Source organism: Microbacterium luteum, assembly GCF_015277875.1.
Lineage (GTDB): Bacteria > Actinomycetota > Actinomycetes > Actinomycetales > Microbacteriaceae > Microbacterium > Microbacterium luteum.
The window spans coordinates 2,528,940-2,546,813 of sequence record NZ_CP063814.1 but is presented as its reverse complement, the minus strand read 5'-3'; the positions used below and the strand labels follow the sequence as shown (position 1 = coordinate 2,546,813).

The 17,874-nt window shown below is 69.2% G+C and carries 19 protein-coding genes; 4 read left to right on the top strand and 15 right to left on the bottom strand.

Annotated elements, in window-relative coordinates:
* Positions 1-15 precede the first annotated feature (15 nt).
* From IM777_RS12525 to IM777_RS12500, 6 genes are all read right to left on the bottom strand, one after another.
* The gene (locus IM777_RS12525; RefSeq protein ID WP_071044636.1) at positions 16-1,377 is read right to left on the bottom strand and encodes an NtaA/DmoA family FMN-dependent monooxygenase; all 1,362 of its coding nucleotides are present in this window, start codon (positions 1,375-1,377) and stop codon (positions 16-18) included.
* A gap of 117 nt (positions 1,378-1,494) precedes the next feature.
* The gene (locus IM777_RS12520) at positions 1,495-2,514 is read right to left on the bottom strand and encodes a LacI family DNA-binding transcriptional regulator (protein ID WP_176759413.1); all 1,020 of its coding nucleotides are present in this window, start codon (positions 2,512-2,514) and stop codon (positions 1,495-1,497) included.
* A gap of 42 nt (positions 2,515-2,556) precedes the next feature.
* A complete protein-coding gene (locus tag IM777_RS12515; RefSeq protein ID WP_194383596.1) occupies positions 2,557-3,351 on the bottom strand; it encodes an ABC transporter permease in 795 nt (264 codons plus the stop codon).
* Positions 3,348-4,157, bottom strand: coding sequence for an ABC transporter ATP-binding protein (locus IM777_RS12510; RefSeq protein WP_071044755.1), 810 nt, complete (start codon positions 4,155-4,157; stop codon positions 3,348-3,350). Before IM777_RS12510 ends, IM777_RS12515 begins: the two co-directional genes overlap by 4 nt.
* Positions 4,158-4,164: 7 nt before the next feature.
* Entirely contained in the window at positions 4,165-5,244 is a 1,080-nt protein-coding gene (locus IM777_RS12505) for a zinc-binding dehydrogenase (RefSeq protein WP_071044639.1), read from the bottom strand.
* Positions 5,244-6,353, bottom strand: a complete 1,110-nt coding sequence (locus tag IM777_RS12500; RefSeq protein ID WP_071044640.1) for an ABC transporter substrate-binding protein — start codon at positions 6,351-6,353, stop codon at positions 5,244-5,246. The genes IM777_RS12505 and IM777_RS12500 overlap by 1 nt, the downstream gene beginning before the upstream one ends.
* Positions 6,354-6,595: 242 nt before the next feature.
* Between IM777_RS12500 and IM777_RS12495 the strand changes: the two genes are divergently transcribed.
* Positions 6,596-7,246 (top strand): pyridoxine/pyridoxamine 5'-phosphate oxidase, encoded by a 651-nt coding sequence (locus tag IM777_RS12495; protein ID WP_071044641.1) that lies wholly within the window; start codon positions 6,596-6,598, stop codon positions 7,244-7,246.
* Positions 7,243-7,989, top strand: a complete 747-nt coding sequence (locus IM777_RS12490; protein WP_194383595.1) for an SDR family NAD(P)-dependent oxidoreductase — start codon at positions 7,243-7,245, stop codon at positions 7,987-7,989. Before IM777_RS12495 ends, IM777_RS12490 begins: the two co-directional genes overlap by 4 nt.
* Here the strand turns inward: IM777_RS12490 and IM777_RS12485 are convergent.
* The 7 genes from IM777_RS12485 to IM777_RS12455 all read right to left on the bottom strand — a co-directional run bounded on the left by IM777_RS12485 (position 7,964) and on the right by IM777_RS12455 (position 14,501).
* A complete protein-coding gene (locus tag IM777_RS12485) occupies positions 7,964-9,289 on the bottom strand; it encodes an MFS transporter (RefSeq protein WP_194383594.1) in 1,326 nt (441 codons plus the stop codon). The genes IM777_RS12490 and IM777_RS12485 overlap by 26 nt on opposite strands.
* A 53-nt stretch (positions 9,290-9,342) precedes the next feature.
* Positions 9,343-10,698 carry an NtaA/DmoA family FMN-dependent monooxygenase gene (locus IM777_RS12480; RefSeq protein WP_228480795.1) on the bottom strand — a complete coding sequence of 452 codons (1,356 nt, stop codon included), beginning with the start codon at positions 10,696-10,698 and terminating at the stop codon, positions 9,343-9,345.
* Entirely contained in the window at positions 10,674-11,342 is a 669-nt protein-coding gene (locus tag IM777_RS12475; RefSeq protein ID WP_228480794.1) for a cysteine hydrolase family protein, read from the bottom strand. Before IM777_RS12475 ends, IM777_RS12480 begins: the two co-directional genes overlap by 25 nt.
* On the bottom strand, positions 11,339-12,403 hold the full coding sequence (locus IM777_RS12470; RefSeq protein ID WP_071044644.1) for an LLM class flavin-dependent oxidoreductase: 1,065 nt from the start codon (positions 12,401-12,403) through the stop codon (positions 11,339-11,341). Before IM777_RS12470 ends, IM777_RS12475 begins: the two co-directional genes overlap by 4 nt.
* 184 nt (positions 12,404-12,587) lie before the next feature.
* Complete coding sequence (locus IM777_RS12465; RefSeq protein ID WP_071044645.1) at positions 12,588-13,049, bottom strand: hypothetical protein; 462 nt, start codon at positions 13,047-13,049, stop codon at positions 12,588-12,590.
* A 155-nt stretch (positions 13,050-13,204) separates the two neighbouring features.
* A complete protein-coding gene (locus tag IM777_RS12460) occupies positions 13,205-13,660 on the bottom strand; it encodes a hypothetical protein (RefSeq protein ID WP_194383593.1) in 456 nt (151 codons plus the stop codon).
* A 46-nt stretch (positions 13,661-13,706) separates the two neighbouring features.
* Positions 13,707-14,501, bottom strand: coding sequence for a transglutaminase-like domain-containing protein (locus IM777_RS12455; protein ID WP_194383592.1), 795 nt, complete (start codon positions 14,499-14,501; stop codon positions 13,707-13,709).
* A 99-nt stretch (positions 14,502-14,600) separates the two neighbouring features.
* Between IM777_RS12455 and IM777_RS12450 the strand changes: the two genes are divergently transcribed.
* Positions 14,601-14,900 carry a hypothetical protein gene (locus tag IM777_RS12450; RefSeq protein ID WP_194383591.1) on the top strand — a complete coding sequence of 100 codons (300 nt, stop codon included), beginning with the start codon at positions 14,601-14,603 and terminating at the stop codon, positions 14,898-14,900.
* Here the strand turns inward: IM777_RS12450 and IM777_RS12445 are convergent.
* Both IM777_RS12445 and IM777_RS12440 read right to left on the bottom strand, forming a co-directional pair.
* A complete protein-coding gene (locus tag IM777_RS12445; RefSeq protein ID WP_194383590.1) occupies positions 14,894-15,310 on the bottom strand; it encodes a hotdog fold thioesterase in 417 nt (138 codons plus the stop codon). The two genes, IM777_RS12450 and IM777_RS12445, sit on opposite strands and share 7 nt — an antisense overlap.
* A gap of 5 nt (positions 15,311-15,315) precedes the next feature.
* Entirely contained in the window at positions 15,316-15,933 is a 618-nt protein-coding gene (locus tag IM777_RS12440) for an SIMPL domain-containing protein (RefSeq protein ID WP_194383589.1), read from the bottom strand.
* Positions 15,934-16,373: 440 nt separating this feature from the next.
* Between IM777_RS12440 and IM777_RS12435 the strand changes: the two genes are divergently transcribed.
* On the top strand, positions 16,374-17,843 hold the full coding sequence (locus IM777_RS12435) for an NAD-dependent succinate-semialdehyde dehydrogenase (RefSeq protein WP_194383588.1): 1,470 nt from the start codon (positions 16,374-16,376) through the stop codon (positions 17,841-17,843).
* Positions 17,844-17,874 lie beyond the last annotated feature (31 nt).

Genomic DNA, 17,874 nt, shown 5'->3' with positions numbered 1-17,874 from the left:
AAGGGCGGGAGGGGGTCAGGATGCCCTCGTGTTGCGGGATAGCGGGCGGAACGACGGGGTACGTGTCGCGAATCCCATCCGCTGGCGGAGCGTGGCGGAGCGGTCGGGCTCTGGCCACGCGCCCATCCGCTGAAGCTCCGGCACCACGAGCTCGATGAACTCCTCGTAGGCCTGCGCGTCGCCGAAGGTCGGCTCGAGCATGAACCCGTCGATGTCGGCGTAGGCGGCCGTCTCCACGAGTTCCTCGGCGACCTCGCATGGATTGCCGGTGACGATGAAGCCGCGCTCCTGCACACGGAAGGCCTCCAGGACGTCGCCGACGGTGTCCACGCCCTCCACCGTGCGATACCGGTCCAGTGGGGTCTGCCCCTGGTCGTTGCCCGGGATGTCCTCGATGCGCATCGAAGGGTCAAGGCTTCGCAGGTCGATACCGGTGAACCCGGCGAACAGGACGGCGGCGTCGTCCATCGAGAACAGGCTCTCGAGCTCCTCGCGCTTTCGTTGCGCCTCCGCGCTCGTCGGGGCGACGGTGACAGTGACGCCGCTGAGCAGCTTGAGGCTGTGCGGGTCACGGCCTGCCGCGGCGACGCGGGCGCGGATGTCGCGCGTGGCTTTCAACGCCTGTTCCTTGTCCTGCCCCTGGATGAACATCGCTTCCGCGTTGCGGGCACCGAAGTCGCGTCCGCGGGCCGAGGCGCCTGCCTGGAACAGCATGGGGGTGCGCTGCGGCCCCGGCGGCACCTTGAACATCCCGTGGCTGGCGAAGTACTCGCCGCGGTAGTCGACCTCGCGCACGCGTTCAGGGTCGATCAGTACGCCGGCACCGCGGTCGAGGACGACCGCGTCGTCGTCCCACGCGTCTTCCCAGAGTGTGCGGCAGAGGTCGACGAACTCGTCGGCGACGTCGTAGCGGGTGTCGTGGTCGTAGTGCGTGATGCCGAACAGGCCCTCGGTGACCTGCGCGGTCGATCCGGTCACGATGTTCCACCCGATCCGGCCGCCGGTGAACGCATCGAGCGTCGCGAAGCGTCGGGCGGTGGGGAAGGGCTGTTCGAGCGAGGTCGAGGAGGTGATGACGATGCCCAGGCTCGGTGCCGCCTGCGCGACCGCACTCACCAGCAGCATCGGGTCGTAGCCGGGGAAGAGAATGCCATGGGAGAGCACTTCGTCGGGGACGGCGCCGTCTACGAGGGGGTAGCCGTAGCTGTCGGCGAAAAAGAGAAAGTCGAAGCCGGCGTCATCGAGCGTTCGCGCGAGAGTCGTCCAGTACGCGACGTCGCCGTATACGTCGGCGCGACCGTGCGGGTGGCGCCAGGTGGGGACGCCATTGGAGGGGGTGAGGATCTCAAACACCCCGAAGTGCAGCGGTTCGGCCATGCGTACCCCTTCGATGATTCACGCGGCCGTCGATGTCATGGCCCACGCGGCGCACGACGGTGCGCCATCCCAGCTTGCCGTGTGGCGACATCCGATCCGCGCCAAATATAAAACGTTTTACACAGTCGTAACCGAGGTCGTCCACGCGCCCTGACGGCGCGTGGAATCGCGCGCGACGAGTTCGACGGGGAACACCTCGACGCGCGGTTCGCCGCCCACCGTGATCATCTCCAGAAGCATCAGCGCGGCACACGTGGCCATTCCCTCGGCATCCTGGCGCAGCGTGGTGAGCGAGGGTGCCAGGCGCGACGACCAGCTGATGTCATCGAACCCGCACACCAGCAGATCGTCGGGGATCGAACGGCCCAGATCGATCGCCTCGAAGATGCCGCCGATCGCCTGATTGTCGGTGCACGCAAAGACCGCGTCGACGTCGCGATGCTCTTCGAGCAGGCGCCGAATGCCGGCGCGGCCACCCTCGAAGGAGTACTCCGCGACGGCGGTGTGGATATGGGAGGGTGAGATCCCTCGATCGACCAGTCCCTGCCGGAAACCACGGGCCCGCTGCTGCGCGGTCGTGAGGCTGACCGGGCCCTCCAGCATGCCGAACACCCGCCCGCCGACATCCACGAGGTGGTGCGCGGCCGCGCGCGCGCCGGCCTCGTTGTCCGAATACACCCCGCCCAGGCCGTCGAGATCGAACACCTCGTCGCATGCCACCATGGGAATGCCCATCTCCAGCAGCGGACGCACGGCCGGTCCGGTCGGCTGCGTGGAGAAGAGCAGGATACCGTCCACCCGCGAGACCAGTCGTGCCAGTGCTGCCGTCTCGCGCTGCGGATCGAACTCCGTGTTCGTCAGCGCTACCTGGAACCCCGATTCGGCGGCGATTCGATCGATCGTGCCGATCATGCCGCCCCAGAACGGGTTGGTGACATCGGGCACCACGAGGCCGATCGCGCTGCGCAACCCCGTGCGCAGGGTGCGGGCGGCCTCGTTCTTCTGATAACCGAGCTCGGCGGCCGCCTGCAGCACACGCTGTACCGAGCTCGCGCTGACGGCGCGTGACCCGGTCAGCGCGTTGCTCGCGGTGGAGATGCTCACGCCGGCACGCGCCGCGACGTCCTTGAGTGTCACGGGCCCATGGCCCTGCGGGACGAGAGGCATGGCGCAGAAAGCCTACCAGCGCACGATCACGCGCTCGATGAGCCCGATAATGCCCAACAGGCACAATGTTGTGACGGCCGAGAAGAGAATCGCTGCCCACATCTGGGGCAGGTTCAGATAGGTCGTCGCGGTCACGATGACGGCGCCGATGCCCTTGCTGGAGCCAGTGAACTCGGAGACCACGGCGCCGATCATCGCGGCCGTCACCGACAGCCGGGCACCGGCAAACAGGTAGGGCAGGCTCGAGGGGATGCGCAGGCGGAAGAAGATCTCCCGCCTGCTCGCGGCCATGGCGTTGAACACCTCGAGCGCCTGCGGGTCGACGGACCGCAGACCCGTGATGGCGTTGATGAGCATCGGGAAGAACGCCGAGATGGCGGCGATGATGATCCGCGGCACGTCGCTGAACCCGAAGGCGACCACCAGAGCGGGTGCGATCGCGACGATGGGTGTGACGTTCAACAACAACGCGACGGGCATGATGGCCGAGCGGAGGAACGTGAAATGAACGACCGTGGCCGCCAGCAGGAGCGCGACGACGACGCCGATGAGCAGACCGGTCATCGCGGAGCGGATCGTGACCATCAGGTTCTCGACGTAGAACTCAGGGCGCTCCGCGATGTCCGCGGCGATGTCCTGCAGCGGGGGCAGGACGCTCGTGAAGGTCGCCGCCGTCCATTGCCACAGCACGGCGAGGACGACGAACAGGACCAGCGGCGCCCCGACTGTGAGCGCCGCGTTTCCCGTGCGAACGCCGAGGCGGCGGCGCGTCCGGCGGCGCTCGGCGGGGGTGTCGATCGTGCTCATTCGTCGCCCTTCCACGCGCTCCAGAGGATCTGTTTGACCTCGGCGACCTTCGCCGTGAATTCGGGGGTCTCGGTCAGCTCCCACCCGCGAGGGCGTGGGAAGTCGACTCTGACGATGTCGCTGATGCGACCAGGGCGCGGGCTCATGACCACGACGCGGTCGCTGAGCAGCACCGCCTCCTGTGCCGAGTGGGTGACGAACACGATCGTTTTCTTGTGGTGCTCCCACAGCTCCAACAGCCGGATGCGCAGCGCATCGCGGGTCAATTCGTCCAGCGCGGAAAACGGTTCGTCCATCAGCATCACAGGGGCGCCCTGCGCGAAGCCGCGTGCGATCGAGGCGCGCTGCCGCATCCCGCCGGAGAGCTGATCGGGTCGCGAGCGCTGGAAGTCCCCGAGCCCGACTTCGGCGAGAATCGCCTCGGCATCCTCGGGGCGGCGCGTGCTGACCCCCTTGCGGTCCGCCTTCTTGTTGATCACGGCGGACAACGCCGCGTTCGCGCGGATGTCGAGCCAGGGCAGCAGCGCGGAGGACTGCGGGATCCACGCGATGTCCTTGCGTGCGGACGCCTTGCGAGGCGTCGACCCGAAAATGGAGATCTCGCCGGTGGTCTGCTCGTCCAGTCCTGCCAGCAGGCGCAGGAGCGTCGACTTGCCGCATCCGGACGGGCCGAACAGGGTCACGAACTCGCCCTGCCGGATCGACAGGTCGATGCCTGAGAGGGCCTGGACCGATTTCTTGCCGCGCACGTAGGTGCGCCCGACCCCGCTGACCTCGATCGTCGCGTCGCTCTGGTTCTGACTCATCGTCATCTCACTCCGGAATCGGGGTCGGGGAAGGGGAACGCTCGGGGCCGAGTACGACGATCTTGCCGAAGAAGTCGTTGGATTCGAGTCTGCGTTCCGCGTCTGGCAGCTCCTCGAAGTCGAAGACCGAGTCGATCACGACGGTGAACTCGCCGCTCGTGAACGCATGGATCGCCGCCGCCATGTCCGCGCGGCTGTAACTGCCGTGCCCGAGGATGTTCCGCCCCGGCTGATACAAGTCGGGCAGGTGGAGGTGAGTATCCAGGCCCGCCGTCGTTCCCGAGAGCACTACCCGGCCGGCCGGACGCGTCGCGCGCAGAGCGGCTCCCAGGAACTCGCCGCCGACGTGGTCCCACACGAGATCCGCTCCGCGGCCATCGGTCAGGCGGTACACCTCGGCGACCCAGTCGGGGGTCGCGGCACGGTCGATGACCTCGTGCGCACCCGAGCGCAAGGCGCGCTTGCGCTTGCGCTCACCCGAAACGAGGGTGATCACCCGTGCGCCGCGGGAGAGGGCGATCTGCACGCCGGCGGCGCCGAGGCCCGATCCGGCACCGGGGATGACCACGGTCTCTCCGGCCGTGAGCGCACCGGCGCTGAGAAGGCCACGCCACGCGGTCGCACCGGCGACCGGGACGGCGGCGAGGGCCGCCAGACGTTCGGTGTCCTCGGGGGCGACGGAGACGACGGTGCAGTTGCGCGCGGGTACCGCCACCAACTCGGCCATGCCGCCCGCCCGCGTGGATCCGATCGTGGCGAACTGCGCGCAGTAGGTCGGTGTCTCACCCAGGCAGTATTCGCACGATCCGCAGCTGACGACGGGATCGATCAGCACCACCTCGCCGGCGGCGGGAGAGGTGGCACCCGCTGCCACGGTCTCCACCTGGCCGACGATGTCCATTCCCGCGATGTGGGGGATCGACATCGCCGGGATGACGGGGGCGACTCGTTGGAGCACGTCGAGACGGTTCAACGCGATCGCCAGCACGCGCACGATGACTTCGTCGGGTGCGGCCGCGGGTGCGGCGACGTCGAGTCGTCGCCGCACCCGCGGGCCGCCGAAGTCCGTTTGGACCCAGGCCTTCATTACGGCGCGGGCCAGACCAGTTCGCCGTCGCCGTAGATCGCCTCGACGAAGCTCGTGTCGATTTCACTCTCGATGTCGGGCTCTGCACTGATGAGGTCGTTCTCCATCAGCATGTCCGCCTCGGGCGTCCACTGGTCGACCGCCTGGTATCCCAGCACCGTGCCTTCCGGCTGGCTCTCCTCGACCAGGCCCACCTCGGTCTTCCAACGCTGCGCGCTCAGATCGAGGTCGTAGCCGGCTTCCGAGAGCGACTCGGCGTATGCGAGGGCCGCGTCGAGGTTCTCGTCCGACTCATTGATCCACGCGTAGGCGGCGAAGCTCGCGCGCAGGAAGTCCTCGACGGCGGTGGGGTGCTCCTCGGCGAACGTGGAATTGACGATCTGCGTGTTGAAGGCGGACTCGATGCCGTAGTCGGCGGGGTCCCACTCGGTCACGTCGTAGCCCTGTGAGGCCAATACCAGGGGCTCATTGGACTTGTAGCCGGTGAGTGCGTCGACCTGCCCCTGCGGCAGGATCGTCGGGTCGTAGCCCACCGATACCCATTCAATGCTCGCCGTGTCCACGCCGTCGGCGGTGAGCATGGCGGAGATCTGCGGCGGGATGGCGCCTTTGTAGCCGGCAGTCGTGCCCTCCAGCTGGGAGAGGTCGGAGATGTCGGTGTTGGTCATCAACATGATGGCGGGGGTGTTGCCGTAGGTGGCGATCGCGGAGACATCCGCGCCGTTGTCGATGGCGACCATGACGTCGGAGGGGCTGCCGACACCGGCGAACTGCGCCGTGCCGGCCGAGACCAGCTGAGTGTTGTTCGATCCGGGCTCGATGGTGACATCGAGGCACATGTCCTCGAACATGCCCTGGTCCTTCGCGGTGAGGACGTCGAGCAGTCCGACGGATGCCACGTAGGCGTATGAGGTGAGGAAGGTGATGGGTCCGGCGGCTTCGTTCTCGGCGCAGCGGTCCGCGCTGATCATGTCGCTGACACCGGTCGACGCCGAAGCGTCGTCGGTGGCGTCTGCGTCGCCGGAGCAGCCGGCGAGCAGGAGGGCGCTGGCCGATGCGAGGGTCAGCGCCGTGAGGGCCTTTCGGGTGAATCGGGTGTCGAGAGTCATGGTGACCTTCCATGCGATGCCGGGGGCCGGCGAGCGGGTGAGGGAGGGGTGGAGTCGTCGTGCTCGGTGGGGCCGGGGTTGCAGTGAGCGCGTGTCCGGCACGCTAACAACGAATGTGTTCCCGATGTAAATCGTTTTATTACGGCCATGTAAAAGGTTTTGGATGGGTGCCGTTTCCGGGTCCGTGAGGCTGCAATCCTGGACTCTCCGCGCACGAATGATGCGCCGACAGGAAGAGGACGATGTCGCGATCCACCCCCGACTCCCACCTGGTCTTTCCGGCGACGCCCGCCGACGGGCCACGCCTGGATGTCGCGACGGCCCCGGCCAACCCGCTCGTCCTGCTGCGCGCCTGGTGGCACGCGGTCGCCGAGCGTGGCGGGCTCGACCCGCAATACGTCACGCTCGCGACGGCGTCGGCCGACGGCATCCCCTCGAGCCGGACCGTCCAACTGCTCGCCGTCGAAGACGACGCCCTGCTGTTCACGACCAATGCCGGCAGTCGCAAGGGCGTCGAGATCGAGCAGACCGGGCGCGCGGCCGTCTCTGCCTTCTGGCGCGAGAGTGCGCAGTCGGTCAACGTGACCGGGTCGGTCGTATGGGCGGATGACGCGGAATCGGACGAACGCTTCGCGGCCGAGACGCGTTCCGTGCGGGCCTCGCGCAGCGTCTCGTTTCATGGGTTGCCCCTGACCGACGAACACGAGCAGCTGGAGCGCTTCACGAGGCTACGCGACAGCGGGGAGCCCATCGAGCGACCCGCCTACTGGCGATGGCTGCGTGTGCTCCCGGACGCCATGACCTTCTGGGAGGGGCATCCCGAGGCCCTCAACCGGCGTGTGCACTATCGCCGCGCGGACAGCCGGTGGACGCGAGAGGCGATCCAGGCATGAGCACGCCCGACCGGTTCGCCGGCACCCGCGTGATCGTCACCGGCGGAGCACGCGGCATCGGTGGACGCATCGCGGAGCGCTTCGGACAGGAAGGGGCCCATGTCGCGATCCTCGACCGCATGGCCGATGCCGGTCGTGCGCATGCCGAATGCATCGGCGCACGGTTCATCGAGACTGACCTCGCTGACAATGACGACGCGCGTCGCGCCATGCGCGAAGCGATCGATCGGCTTTCGGGCGTCGATGTACTCGTGAACAACGCGGGGATGCTGCGCTTCGCGAGCGTTCTGGAGACGGATCCCGACGAATGGGACGCGATGTTCGCGGTCAACACCCGGGCGATGCTCGTGACCACACAGGTCGCGGCCACCGCCATGATCGAGGCCGGTGCGGGCGGTGCCGTCGTCAACCTCGCTTCGATGGCGGCCAAGACCGGCGGTGAAGGACAGGTGGCGTACGCCGCGTCGAAGGCGGCCGTCGTCGCCCTCACTCGCGTTTCAGCGCTCGAACTTGGCGCCCATGGCATCCGTGTCAACGCGATGTGCCCGGGGTACGTGCTCACCGAGATGGGCGCCGACACGCGCACCCCGGAGAAGGTTGCGCTGTGGTCGAGCTACTCCCCGCTCGGGCGCCTCGGTACCACCGATGACGTTGCGGGTCTGGCGTTGTTCCTCGCCTCCGACGAGGGTAGCTACTTCACAGGCCAAGCTGTCAATGTCACCGGCGGAATGGTGATGCACTGACCGCCCCCGATGGGGCGGATGCACGTCGCGGCAGCCCCGTGACGACGACCAGCGACAGAGCGGCGGTCGCGCCCAGTACCCACAGGGAGGCCGCGGTCCCCGCCGTCGCGATCACAGCTGCGACCGTTGCGCTGCCCAGGACCGCGCCCAGCTGGCGGGTGGCGTTGTACGCGCCGGAGGCCGCACCGGCGAACTCCGGCTCGATCGCGGTCATGGCCGCTGTCGCCAGCGGAGACCAGACGAAGGAGTTGGCCAGACCGAACAGACCCATCGCCGCCGCCGTCGTCCACACCGGCGCCCCCAGCTGGACCGACGCCGCCGTCGCGCACGTGGAGACCGCCAGTGCCGTCACTCCGACGAGCGCGACCGGCCGCGGGCCCCACCGGGCAACGCTCGTGCCCGCAAACGGAGCGGTCGCAGCCGAGACGACTCCCAGCGGCAGGATCGCGAGGGTCGCTTGGGCCACCGACAGTCCGCGGTCGTCCTGAAGCTCCAGCATCACCGGGATCAGAGCGGAACCCACAACGAAGCTCGCGCCGGTCGCTCCGAGGGTCGCGCGCACGAAGCCACGGCTCTGCAGCAGCCGGGCTGGCATGAGAGCGCGGCGCGGATCGTGCGGCTGTATCCGGATCGCGAGGACGACCAGCGCGGCACCGACCACCGCGACGGGAACCGTCAGGAACACCGGTGCGCTCGCCGCCTCATGCACGGCGACGATCACCGCGAGTACCCCGAGGGCGCCGAGTGCGACCGGTGCAACCGGGATCGTCGCACCCGAGCGCGGAGACGACGGTACCCACATCAGGGCCAGGGCGAAAGCGACCGCGCCCAGCGGCACGTTGACCAGGAAGATCGAGGGCCACCCGGCGAGTCCGACCAGCAGCCCCCCGAGAAGCGGGCCGGCCGCCGCGGCGAGACCCCCTACACTGCCCCACACTCCGAGAGCCACCGGCATGGTGGCTGCGGGGAAGACGCGGCGGATGATCGCGAGGGTCTGCGGCGTCATGAGCGCGGCCCCCAGGCCCTGCGCGACGCGCGCCAGCGTGAGCGCCGGCAGCGTGGCGGACAGACCGCACGCTGCCGATGCCGCGACGAAAAGCACGAGTCCGATCAGATACACGCGTCGCGCGCCGATGCGATCGCCCCACCGGCCGGCGAACAACAGAGGAACGGCGTACGCGAACAGGTATCCGCTGTTGACCCACACCGTCGCGGCGGCGGGCGCCGACATCTCGCGCGAGATCGCGGGGATCGCGACCGCCACGATGGTGCTGTCCAGCAGCATGAGGAAGAACCCCAAGCACAGTGCTACGAGTGTCAGCCATGGTGACCTGGCGCGGGCTCCCCTCGTGATCATCCGCGCAAATTCTCCCGGAGCGTACGTCCGGGGTAGCGCGGCGCTAGCGCACCGCGGCGGCGCAGCTCCGGCAGCAGAAGTTCCGCGATGTCCGCAAGTCCGGAGGGGGTCGCCAGTGGTGAGCTGAACATGTAGCCGCCGCGCGCTCCCGTTGCGGCGAAGTTCTCCTCGAGAGCATCCGCCACCTGCTCGGCAGAACCCACGAGGGTGTGGTCCATGCCTGTCGCATGGCGCCACCCGTGCTCGAAGAACTCCGCTCTGGTCATCGTGTGGTCGGGGCCGAGTTCTGACACGAGCATCCCCACCAGGCCGCCGGGACTTGCCTCTGCGGCTCGGATCCAATCAGCCAGATCGCCCAGGTGGAACCGCGCCGGTAGCGTCGAGAAGTCGAAGCCGGCGTTGTGAGAGATGTGCGCACCCACCGCCTCCTCGTTCCAGAACGAGAGCACCGAACGACGGCGCTCGTCGGCTTCCGCGGCCGTGCGCCCGACGATCAGCTGCGTCGCCCACAGGACACCGACACTCAGGGGATCGCGCCCGGCCGCGGCCACGGCGGCATCGAGACTCTCGCGGTACTTCTGCTGCGCCGCGACCGACCCCCCGAAACCGAAGGCGAGCTCGACGAACTGTGCAGAGGTCTGGATGCCGGCGGGAGAGCCGCCGGCCTGCACCAGCACCGGCTCGATCTGCGGGCTCGGCACGGCACTGAGCGGTCCCTTCACGGTGAAATGGGTGCCGCGGTGATCGATCGCGTGCACCTTCTTCGGGTCCGCGAAGCGTCCCCGCTCGCGCTCGCGCACGATCGCGTCGGGGGCGACGGAGTGCCACAGGGCCTTGCAGACGGCCACGAACTCCGCCATCCGCTCATAGCGTTCGGCATGGGGCATGAGTTCGTCGAAGCCGTAATTGGCAGCGTCCGCGCCGCGCGAGGAGGCGACGACGTTGAAGGCGAGGCGTCCGTCCGTGACGTGGTCGAGCGAATTGAGCAGGCGCGCCGTCGTGAACGGATGCGTGTACGTCGACGAGTAGGTCAGTCCGAAGCCGATGTGCTCGGTCACGGTCGACATCGCGGCGACGACCGGACTCATGTCCTGCCGTGGCCACTGGATGCCCCATTCCACGGCGGGGGCGATCGAGCCGCGCCAGGTGTCGGGGATGCCGCTGCCGTCGCCGAAGAAGAGCATGTCGATGCCGGCGCGCTCGGCTGTCACCGCGATCTCCTGGAACATCCGCACATCGGGGAAGTCGCGTCCCACCCACGAACCTGGCCGTGCCCAGCGGCCTTCTGTGTGCGTGAACGACAGGTCGAGGGCGGTGTGGATGCCGCTCATGCCGCGCGCCGTGCTGTCCACAGCGCCGCCACCTCGTCGGTGCTCATCACGAGCCCGGCATTCAAGCCCAGCGCCGTGAGTGCGCTATCGTGCAGGTCCGCGGAATAGGCGGCCGTGGCATCCGAGAGCACGACGACGGAGAAGTCGTGCTGGAACGCGTCGAACGCGGTCGCGGCGACGCAGCATTCCGTGGTCAGTCCGGCGACCGAGACCCACTCGACACCCGCTTCCCTCAGCTTCGCCGCCAGCGGTGTGCCGGCGAAGCCGCTGTAGCGGCGCTTGACAATGCGGATCTCCTCCGGTTCAGGAGAGAGGGCGAACCACTCCGCCCCCGCCGTTCCGCTCACACACGGCGCATTCAGCAGAGGCGCCGCCGGATCACCGAGATTCAGCCAGGAACTCGCCCGCCAGTGCGAGTCGGGGGCGCTCTCCAGTTCGACCCACACGACCGGGATGCCCGCCTCCCGTGCGCGAGTGACCGCCAGAGCGCATTGCTCGACGGCGCCGGCGAGGCTCGCCAACTCCCGGCGGCTCAGCCCGTACTCGGCGAGGAACTCCGGATCGGCGAACGAGCGCTGCACGTCGACGACGAGCAGCGCTCCACGCTCCGCACGTGCGCGGAGGGCATTCTCTTGCCGCTCCCGCAGCGAGGGGCCGGCGCTCACGATCCGGCTCCTGACTCCGCGGCGCGCAGCGCAGGCAGGACGTGTGTGCCGAAGGCAGCCAGATCCTCGAGATAGTCCGGGAAGATCAGCATCAGGCCGTCCAGCTCGGCGGCGTCCACGACGTGCCGGATGCGCTCGATGACGGTTTCCGGTGCGCCCGTTACGTACGGCGTCTGGAACGCCTCTGAGCCCTCGGCCTCCTGCGCCCACGACAGTGCTCGCTGAGCATCCCAGCCCCACGAACGGCGCATGTTCGCCAGTGCCTCCCTGTCGAGTCCTTCCGCGTACCGCGCCGCCCGCTCCTCCGCGGCCCGGTCGGTGTCGGCCATGACGACGGTCAGCATCGAGTAGGTGCGCACTTCGCGGCCCTCGGCGGCGGCGCGCTCGTGCACGTCGCGCGAGAACCCGGCCATCTCTTCGAGGCTCTCCGCGCCGAGGAATGCGCCGTCGGCGTAGCGCGCCTGGAAAGCGCGCCCGCTCTCGGAACGGCCGGCGCTGATGAGAGTGGGTCGGGTGGTGGGGCGCGGTCGCGACTGGCAGTCGGTGAGCGTGAAGAACTCGCCGCGCTCGGTGACGCTGTCCTCGCTCCATAGGCGCAGAACGAGGCGGGTCCACTCCTCGGTCATTCGGTACCGCTCATCGTGGGACATATCGGGGTCCCACAGGCCCATCTGCTCGAACTCATCGGCATACGAGCCGTTCACGATGTTGAGCCCGGCACGCCCGCCGCTGATCTGCTGAAGCGTCGCGAAGACCTTGGCGGCGAAGGCAGGGTTCTGCATGTTCGCATGGATCGTCGCCCAGATCTTGACACGCTCGGTCGCCTCGGCGATCCCGGCCATCATCGTGACCGACTCGATCGTTTCGCCCCAGTGGTCGGTCGCACCCCCGAAGCCGCGCCACTTGGCCATTGCCATGACGAAGTCCAAGCCGATCTGTTCGCCGAGCCGGGCGACGCGCTTGTTGTAGTCGTAGTCGGCGGGCGGGTAGGGCGCCGTGTCGGAGATGAGCCAGCCGCCGGCCGCATTGGGGAGGAAGAGCCCGTACTCGGTGCCGCTCATGCGCTGTTCCTGACGGGGTGCGGGGCAAGCGGCGAACGCGTGTGGACCATGAGGCCTCCCAGGGGTGTGGACATCATCGATGACCATGGAAAGCGTGCCGAGCGAACGCGAGTGCGGTGTTCCGGCGGAGGTCCATGCAGACGTGGAAACGATAGTGGAAGAGCGCTGGGCCCGGCAACTGGCTTCAGGGGCGAGATGCGAGCCCGACGATGCGCTCGCCGTCCCAGACCCAGACCTCGATGTGCATGTCGGGTGCGGCGCGGGGCAGCCAGCCGCCGGGCCGAAATGCGGCCGCTGCGTTGACCCCTACGCAGAGAATGGCCCGCGCCCCCGGCGCGGCCGCGGTGCGCAGCCAACTGAGCTTGAACATGTCGGCCATGATCTTGTTCCGGTGCTGGGACGTGAAGTCGCCGCGACGCAGCGAAACCTGGACAAAAACGCTTCCGTCAGAGGCGGCCCCGTCGACTTCGACACGGCTGCCTTCCTGAGTGCGCACGCGCATCCGCAGCGGACGCAGGGGGATTGCCAGTTCACGGCTCAGTTCCATCAGGGCGGCACGCTCCGGGGCATCGTCCGGGAACCGCCCCCACTCGCCCTGCCGGTCGGTCTCGAGGGCGATGTCGTCGCTGAAGCCGGCGGCGGTCATGGACGAAGAACTCCTGCGTGCGTGGGCGGAGCCGCGGGCGGGCATCCGTCGTGAGGGGACGGGCCCAGCCTATGCGCGCATTGCGTGCACAGCCTAGCTGGGGTCCTTCGGCGAGCCCAGCAGCCTGACGTGACGGAATCCAGCTCTTCCCTTGCTCATCGCTCGGGGTTGGGGGAGGCGGGGCCGCCGAGGGCCTTCACGTAGAGCTCCTGGCCCTTCGCCTCGACGCGGGCGGCGATGGCGTCCCAGATCGCCCACGCGATCGCGAGGATGATCGGCGGGAACACCCACCACGAGATCCACCCGGTCGTGTTCACGCCGGACAGCAGCACGACCGCGACCCACACGATGAGGGCGACCAGGAGCACGATGCCCAACTGCAGCACCTTCTCTCCCACCTTGGTGCGTCGGTGCACCGAGCCCGCAGCGCGCTTCTGGAAGAACTTCCGGATGACCGGACGCAGCCACACCGTGGCGACGGTGAGGAGAAGCGCCGCCCAGGGGGCGCTCCATCCGACCGCGACGACCTGACCCATCACGAGGGCGATCACGAGCAGCACGATGACGTTGAACGCCCACAGGGTGAGAAGGCGCACGACCCAGGTCTTCATGCCCTCAGCCTGGCACGCCGCGTGGCCCGGCGCACGCGGAAACGGGTCAGCGGAGGGCGACGAGGCGGTCGAGGTCGTCGTCCGGCAGCGCGTCGGCCGTGGCGGTGACCTCCATCGACGCCAGCGCAGCGCCGCCGCGCGTGACGGTGAGGAAGGCCGTGTCGGCGGCATCCCGTCCGGTCGCGATGCGCAGCAGCGTCGATCGGGGCGCGAGCGTCGTGGCGTCGACGACGTGCCAGGCGCCGTCGACCCACGCCTCGGCGACGGCGTGGAAGTCCATCGGATCCAGGCCGGGAGCGTAGACGGCGACGAGCCGGGCGGGAACCCCCAGCGCGCGAAGCAGGGCCACGCACGTGTGCGCGTAGTCGCGGCAGACGCCGCGGCGGGCCAGCAGCGTGCGCACCGCGCCGTCGGTCGGCAGGCTCGATCCCGGCTCGTAGGCCAGCCGCGTTCCCACCCACGACGACACGGCCGTGAGCAGCGGGGCGCCGGCCGCGACGCCGGCGAACTCCGCGACGGCGGTGGGGGCGAGCGCGTCCGATTCGGCATAGCGACTCGGGCGCAGGTAGGTCACGAGGTCGGTGTCGGTCGCGACATCGGGGTCTCCCGTTCCGGAGACGGATGCCTCGTAAAACAGCTCGAGGTGCCCGGTCTCGCACCGCACGCGGTGCAGCCGGGTGCCGTGCGCGTCGGGCAGCTCGTCGACGGGGACCGACGCTCCGTCGACGGTGACCTTCAGCGTCTCGTCGGGGGCGTGATGACGCGAGACGGCGATCGCGAACACCAGTTCTGCGGGACCGGTGACATCCAGGGCGACGTGGGCGGAGACATCCCTCTGCATACTTCGAGTGTGCCGTGGCCGCCGTTTGCGTGTCGAGGCTTGACATCGGGTGCGTTCCGGTGGGCGCCCCGAGCATCGGGGAGCGGGCAGGATGGGGGGATGAGGACTGTGCAGCTGCGCCGGTACACGCTCGTCGACGGAGAATACGACGCGTTCGTCGAGTGGTGGCAGAAGTGGATGCCGGCCGTGCGGCCGGCCGCCGGGTTCGCGATTGAGTTCGCGTACGGCATCCGAGAGACGAACGAGTTCGTGTGGGCCGTGAGCGCCGAAGGCGATGAGCAGGCCTTCCTGCGCCTGGAGGAGACCTACCTCGCGTCGGACGCGCGGGCGAAGGCGTTCGACGGCGTTCCGCAGCGGGTCGCCGAGTACAACGTGCGGCTGGTCTCCGAGACCTACTGACCGGGGACCGGCCGAGGGAGGCGGACGCGGCCGCGCACCTCGGCGATCACCCGCCCGTCGGTGAGGACACGCGCGTCGTAGAGCGCTGTCCGACCGGTGACCGTGCGCTGTTCGGCGACGGCGACGAGCTCGTCGCCCTCGTGCGAGGGCGTGAGGAAGACGATGTCGGCGCCGGCGACGAGCGCGGCATCCGGTGTGTGGTTGCTCGCGAGGGCGATCGCGGCGTCGGCGAGGGTGAAGATCATGCCGCCGTGCGTCACGCCCGCGCCGTTGACCATGTCCTCGCGCACGCGCATGCGCACCACGGCAGAGCCGGGTTCCGCGCGGTCGACGCCGATGCCGAGCGCGACCAGCACCGCGTCCGACGCGGCGATGCGCCGGGAGTGCTCCGTCGCGTGGGTGTCGTCCATGCCCGTCAGGAGGTCTCGAACTCCGCGGTCACCTCGACGCGCACGGTGATGTCGGGGATGGAGACCTCGGCGCTCTCGCCGGATGCCATCGCGGCGCTGCGCAGTCCCACGGGGCCGGGCCCGGCCTCGCCCGCGCGGAGCGTGACCACCCGGGCGATGGTCGTGCCGAGGGCCGAGGCGAAGTCGTCGGCCTCGACGCGGGCGTCGCTGACGGCAGCCGCGCGGATCTCTCTCGTCACGCGGGTTCGCGTGACCTCGCTGAGGGCCCACGAGGCGTGCACCGACGCGCCCATCGCGCTCAGCTGCTCGACGGTGTCCGCCACGCGATCCAGATTCGACAGCTTCACCTGCACGGAGCTGGTGGTCACGTGCTCGCGGTGGAGCGATCCGTCGTTGTCGACCCACTGGTGCACGCCGGTGGAGAGTGCCGACGCGTGATGCCAGGTGGCGTCCCCGGCGGCGTGGAGTTCGCCCGCCCGCGCCGCCAGTCGGTTGTGCAGCGCGGTCGCCGCGGCGATCGCGGTGGCGCGGTCGGCATCGGAGACCGACACGCGCGCGACGAGCGTGGCACGCTCGGCGGGAAGATGCCGTTCGGCGGTGCCGACGGTGGTGATGACGGTCATACGTGCCTCCCGGGCCGCGCCTCGAGGCGGCGCTGCCTCGCTTCATGCAACCACGCGACCGTCGGGTCCGCCAGGATCGGTTCGTTCGCCGCTGCGGCGCGGCTTGTCGCGCCCGGTGTGAACACCACAGGAGATTCGGGTTAAATGCCCGCGGGAAGCCTCCCACAGCGGCTGATCCCACCGAATCTCCTGTCTTGTTCACGGTGCACCCGCGGGGTGGGCGAGGCAGCGTCTCCGGCTCAGCTGCCGCGCTCGTTCCGGGCGTGACCGCCGGGTCCGCCAGGATCGGTTCCTTCGCCGTTGCGGCGAAGGCCGAGCTCGCCGTTGTACGCGGTGGAGGGCGCGGGTGCTCCGCCGGCGCGGCAGAATGGCACCGACATGCGTTTCGCGATCGAGCACGATCGAGAGGATGCCGCGGCATCCGACACAGGGAGTCATCGATGACAGAGAACCGAGAGACCGCACTTCTGGCCCACGTCCCCGACGGGCTGTTCATCGGCGGGCAGTGGCGCGCCGCCGAGGGCGGCGCCACCCTGCCGGTGTTCGATCCGGCGACCGGGGAACGCCTGCTGACCATCGCCGACGCGTCGGTCGCCGACGGCGCCGCCGCCATGGACGCCGCCGTCGAGGCCTTCCCGTCGTGGGCGCAGACGCCCGCGCGCGAACGCGCCGAGCTGCTCCGTCGCGCCTTCGACCTCCTGCAGGAGCGCAAGGAGGACATCGCCCTCCTGATGACGCTCGAGATGGGCAAGCCGCTCGCCGAGGCGCGCGGCGAGGTCGCGTACGGCGGGGAGTTCCTCCGCTGGTTCAGCGAAGAGGCGGTGCGTGCCTCGGGACGCTACGGGGCGAACCCCGAGGGCACCGGCCGCATGATCGTCACGCAGCACCCGGTCGGCCCGTGCTACCTCATCACCCCCTGGAACTTCCCGCTGGCGATGGCCACGCGCAAGATCGCACCGGCCCTCGCCGCCGGCTGCACCGTCGTGGTCAAGCCCGCCGAGCTCACCCCGCTCACGACGCTCTTCTTCGTCAAGCTGCTGCAGGATGCCGGGCTTCCCGACGGTGTCGTGAACGTCATCACGACATCGTCGAGCGGCGCCGTCTCGGAGCCCATCATCCGCGACCCGCGGCTGCGCAAGCTCTCCTTCACCGGATCCACCCCGGTCGGGCGGAAGCTCCTCGAGCAGGCGGCCGGGGGAGTGCTGCGCACGTCGATGGAGCTCGGCGGCAATGCTCCGTTCGTCGTCTTCGACGACGCCGACCTCGACAAGGCGGTCGACGGCGCGATGCTGGCGAAGTTCCGCAACATCGGGCAGGCGTGCACCGCGGCGAACCGGTTCATCGTGCACCGCTCGGTCGCCGACGAGTTCGCCCGCCGCGTGACCGAGCGCGTGCAGGGCATGCGCATCGGTCGCGGCACCGAGGAGGGCGTGGCGATCGGTCCGCTCATCGACGATCGCGCCGTCGAGAAGGCGCGCTCGCTCGTGGCCGACGCCGTCGACCGCGGGGCTCAGGTGCGCACGGGCGGGTCGCCGGTGGCCGGAGCGGGAACGTTCTTCGAGCCGACGGTCGTCACCGACGTCGCGGCGGGCAGTGACATCCTTCGCGAGGAGATCTTCGGACCCGTGCTGGCGATCGTGCCCTTTGACGACGAAGACGACGCGGTGCGGCTGGCGAACGACACCGAGTACGGCCTGGTCTCGTACGTCTTCACCGAGAACCTCGCGCGCGGCCAGCGCATGATCGAGCGTCTCGAGACGGGGATGATGGGTCTCAACGTCGGCGTGGTCTCCAACGCCGCCGCCCCGTTCGGCGGCTGGAAGATGTCGGGTCTCGGCCGCGAGGGCGGCGCCGAGGGCATCCACGAGTACCTCCAGACGAAGTACACCCTCACCCCGAACCCGTTCTGACGCGAGGTGCCGGGCTGCCCGCGGCCGGGCC

Coding starts and splice junctions, on each gene's coding strand:
- IM777_RS12525 (WP_071044636.1), bottom strand. CDS start 1,377: ATGGCCGAACCGCTGCACTTCGGGGTGTTTGAGATCCTCACCCCCTCC.
- IM777_RS12515 (WP_194383596.1), bottom strand. CDS start 3,351: ATGAGCACGATCGACACCCCCGCCGAGCGCCGCCGGACGCGCCGCCGC.
- IM777_RS12510 (WP_071044755.1), bottom strand. CDS start 4,157: ATGAGTCAGAACCAGAGCGACGCGACGATCGAGGTCAGCGGGGTCGGG.
- IM777_RS12505 (WP_071044639.1), bottom strand. CDS start 5,244: ATGAAGGCCTGGGTCCAAACGGACTTCGGCGGCCCGCGGGTGCGGCGA.
- IM777_RS12500 (WP_071044640.1), bottom strand. CDS start 6,353: ATGACTCTCGACACCCGATTCACCCGAAAGGCCCTCACGGCGCTGACC.
- IM777_RS12495 (WP_071044641.1), top strand. CDS start 6,596: ATGTCGCGATCCACCCCCGACTCCCACCTGGTCTTTCCGGCGACGCCC.
- IM777_RS12490 (WP_194383595.1), top strand. CDS start 7,243: ATGAGCACGCCCGACCGGTTCGCCGGCACCCGCGTGATCGTCACCGGC.
- IM777_RS12470 (WP_071044644.1), bottom strand. CDS start 12,403: ATGAGCGGCACCGAGTACGGGCTCTTCCTCCCCAATGCGGCCGGCGGC.
- IM777_RS12465 (WP_071044645.1), bottom strand. CDS start 13,049: ATGACCGCCGCCGGCTTCAGCGACGACATCGCCCTCGAGACCGACCGG.
- IM777_RS12460 (WP_194383593.1), bottom strand. CDS start 13,660: ATGAAGACCTGGGTCGTGCGCCTTCTCACCCTGTGGGCGTTCAACGTC.
- IM777_RS12455 (WP_194383592.1), bottom strand. CDS start 14,501: ATGCAGAGGGATGTCTCCGCCCACGTCGCCCTGGATGTCACCGGTCCC.
- IM777_RS12450 (WP_194383591.1), top strand. CDS start 14,601: ATGAGGACTGTGCAGCTGCGCCGGTACACGCTCGTCGACGGAGAATAC.
- IM777_RS12445 (WP_194383590.1), bottom strand. CDS start 15,310: ATGGACGACACCCACGCGACGGAGCACTCCCGGCGCATCGCCGCGTCG.
- IM777_RS12440 (WP_194383589.1), bottom strand. CDS start 15,933: ATGACCGTCATCACCACCGTCGGCACCGCCGAACGGCATCTTCCCGCC.
- IM777_RS12435 (WP_194383588.1), top strand. CDS start 16,374: ATGACAGAGAACCGAGAGACCGCACTTCTGGCCCACGTCCCCGACGGG.